Annotated in this window: 3 protein-coding genes; 1 reads left to right on the forward strand and 2 read right to left on the reverse strand. The window is 67.9% G+C overall.

What is annotated here, in order from left to right; genetic code table 11:
- Positions 1–66: 66 nt before the first annotated feature.
- A complete protein-coding gene (locus tag AB0C29_RS41865) occupies positions 67–414 on the reverse strand; it encodes a hypothetical protein (RefSeq protein WP_360832930.1) in 348 nt (115 codons plus the stop codon).
- A 185-nt stretch (positions 415–599) separates the two neighbouring features.
- On the reverse strand, positions 600–2,207 hold the full coding sequence (locus tag AB0C29_RS41870) for a cellulase family glycosylhydrolase (RefSeq protein ID WP_360832933.1): 1,608 nt from the start codon (positions 2,205–2,207) through the stop codon (positions 600–602).
- A gap of 238 nt (positions 2,208–2,445) precedes the next feature.
- On the opposite strand from AB0C29_RS41870, the gene AB0C29_RS41875 reads away from it, so the two are divergent.
- Positions 2,446–2,733, forward strand: coding sequence for an antibiotic biosynthesis monooxygenase family protein (locus AB0C29_RS41875; RefSeq protein WP_360832936.1), 288 nt, complete (start codon positions 2,446–2,448; stop codon positions 2,731–2,733).
- Positions 2,734–2,819 lie beyond the last annotated feature (86 nt).

Here is a 2,819-nt window from a genome sequence, read left to right on the forward strand (position 1 = left end):
GGCGCAGGCGCTCGACGGGCACCTCGGCGCGGAGGGCCAGCTCGGCCAGGTCCAGCAGGGCGCCGGTCATGACCTCTGCCCTGCCACGATCGTGCCGGCCCGCTCGGCGAGGGATGCGAGGACATCGGCGTACTGCGCCGGGACTTCCACATCGAGGATCAGCGCCTCACCCTCACCGGCGGGCTCGGGTGTCATCGTGAAGGTGAAGAACGAACAGCACGCGGTCTCCCGGGCGGTCAGGTCCCGTACCGTCGCGCCCAGCCCGGCCGGTCCGGTCAGCCGCAGCCGGGCCCGGGTCGGTCCGACCCGGTCGACCCGGCGGACCGCCGTGGCGAACAACGCATCGAACTCGGCCAGCCGGAGCGGCCGCTCAGCCGTCGGCAGCGTGCAGGCGTCAGGAATAGCGATGGACATCGCGGGCTCCTCGAAGCAGTGATCCGGCGTCCCACCGACACCGTCCACACGACGGTAAGCCTGTACCCGGGTACCGGATGCAAGAGTCATCCTCGAAACTCAGGTCGATCGTCGGCGGTGCGGCTCGCGAGCGAACAGCACGACGGGCCGGGGCCGCAGGAGCGGCGCCGGCCCGTCGTGGTGGGTCAGCTGCAGGTGGTGCCGTTGAGGGCGAAGCCGGTGGGGGCGGCGGCGTTGCCGGTGTGGTTGGCCTGGAAGCCGATGGAGGCCGAGGCCCCCGGCGCCAGGGTGCCGTTGTAGCCGGCGTTGGTCGCGGTCACCCGGCCGGTGGCCGGGGCGAAGGTCGCACTCCAGCCGGAGACGATGCTCTGTCCGGCGGCCAGGGTGAAGGCCAGGTTCCAGCCGTTGATGGCCGCCGTGCCGGTGTTGGTGATGGCGATGCTGGTGGTCAGGCCGGTGTTCCACGCATTGACCGTGCTGGTGACCCGGCAGGCGCCGGTGCCGCCCGGGCTGGTGGTCGGCGGGGTGGTGGGTGGCGAGGTCGGCGGCGTGGAGGTGGGCGGGGTGGTCGGCGGCGGGGTGGTGGGCTGGCTGCCGCCGACGGCGCTCATGATGGCGTTGATGATGCTTTGCTGGGTCACCGTGACGGCGCTGCGGTCGAACAGGCCGAAGCCGTGCTGGCCGTTCCAGCCGTTGTCCCAGTACGCGGTGGCCGCGCCGTACTTCTTGGCGGTCGCCACCACGGCGCGGGCGTAGTCCGCGCGGTAGCGGTTGTTCGTGGAGTCGTACGTCGTCTTGTCGATCGAGCCGTATTCACCGACGAACACCGGATAGCCGCGGGTGACGAACTTGTCGTACGTCTTCTTCAGCTGCCCGTCCAGGAAGTCCTCCTGTCCCCAGGTCGACTTCTTCGCGGGGTTCGTCGCGCCCGCACCCCACTGCGTGATGGTGCCGTCCTCCTGGCCTGCGAAGTCCCAGGGGTCGTAGTAGTGCACCGAGATCATGATGCGCTGCTCGTTGGCCGGGATGGACGACGACCGGTTCTGGTCGGTGGGGAGCACGAAGCCGCTGCCCACGGTGTGGTCGATGTTGGTGTTCCAGCCGGGCACCAGCAGCCAGCGCGAGGCGTTGGTCCCGCCGGTGCGGCGCACGGTGTCCACGAAGATCTGGTTGTAGGCGTTGATGTTCGAGTAGCACGGCTGGGTCGGGTTGCCGTACTGCCCGTCGAAGTTCTCGTTCATGGACTCGAAGATCAGGTGGTCGTTGTAGCTCTGGAATCTGGTCGCCACCTGCTGCCAGACCTTCTGGTACTTGTCCTTGATCGTCGTCTGGTCGGCCGCGTCGCAGATCAGCCAGGAGCCGGTGACGGACTTGTACCCGTCGCCGTGCATGTTGATCAGCACGTAGAGGCCCCGCTTGTGTGCGTAGTCGACGACCTCCTGGATGCGGTTCAGCCAGGCGGCGTTGACCGTGTAGTTCGGGCCGGCCCCGATGTTCCCGAGGTAGGAGACCGGGATCCGGATCGTCTTGAAACCCGACGCCCGCACCCGGTCGATGAGGGCCTGCGTCACGACCGGGTTGCCCCACGCCGTCTCGCTGGGGATGCCGTTGTTGTTGGCCTCGAGCGCATTGCCCAGGTTCCAGCCGGCACCCATGTCGGCGACCAGCTGTGGACCGTTCAGCTGGGCCACGACGTCGGCCGAGGCCGGCCTCGTCACGCCGTACACCGTGCCGGCGAAGGCCAGCGTGGCGGCAAGGAGTGCGAGCCCGGCCTTCCTTGCTTTCGAACTCATGGACGTCCCTCTCGTACGGTCTGGGGGCCTTTAACGTGCGACTTCTTTGTTGATGTACAAGCCAAAGTACCGCAGACATCGACAGTCGTCCATTCAGCCCGGGGATGCGCGTCACAAGTGATGTCGCACCGTGACATCATCAGGTAGAGTTCGGGACCTCAAGCCGATCCGGGATGTCGAGGTCGTCGTCACGACGCTCGTCCACACCTCCGGACGCCCGATGTTGGGAGCGATGACCATGATTCTCGAAATCGCCGAGTTGACCGCGAAGCCGGGCAGCGAGAAGGACCTCGCGGAGGCACACGCCACGACCATGGCGGCGATCGGGCCGGCCGAGGGAATGCTCTCGGCCCGCCTCACCCAGGGGGTCGAGACCCCCACGAACTTCGTCCTTCTCGTGGAATGGACCGACCTCGGGGCCCACGAGCGTTTCCGGGCCACCGAGCAGTACGCCCAGTGGCGCGCGGCGATCGGCGGCTACGTCGCCGGGCCCGCCGCCGTCCAGCACACGCACGTCGTCGCCTGACAGAGATGATGTTCATGAGCACCTCCCGCCGGGGTCTGACCCATCGCCTGACTGACTTCGGGTCTTCACCGGGATTTGTCGGCCTC

This window comes from Actinoplanes sp. NPDC048791, assembly GCF_040650095.1.
Classification (GTDB): domain Bacteria; phylum Actinomycetota; class Actinomycetes; order Mycobacteriales; family Micromonosporaceae; genus Actinoplanes.

What these genes read in the sequence shown, in the direction of transcription:
- AB0C29_RS41865 (WP_360832930.1), bottom strand. Translation starts at nt 414, where the DNA reads ATGTCCATCGCTATTCCTGACGCCTGCACGCTGCCGACGGCTGAGCGG.
- AB0C29_RS41870 (WP_360832933.1), bottom strand. Translation starts at nt 2,207, where the DNA reads ATGAGTTCGAAAGCAAGGAAGGCCGGGCTCGCACTCCTTGCCGCCACG.
- AB0C29_RS41875 (WP_360832936.1), top strand. Translation starts at nt 2,446, where the DNA reads ATGATTCTCGAAATCGCCGAGTTGACCGCGAAGCCGGGCAGCGAGAAG.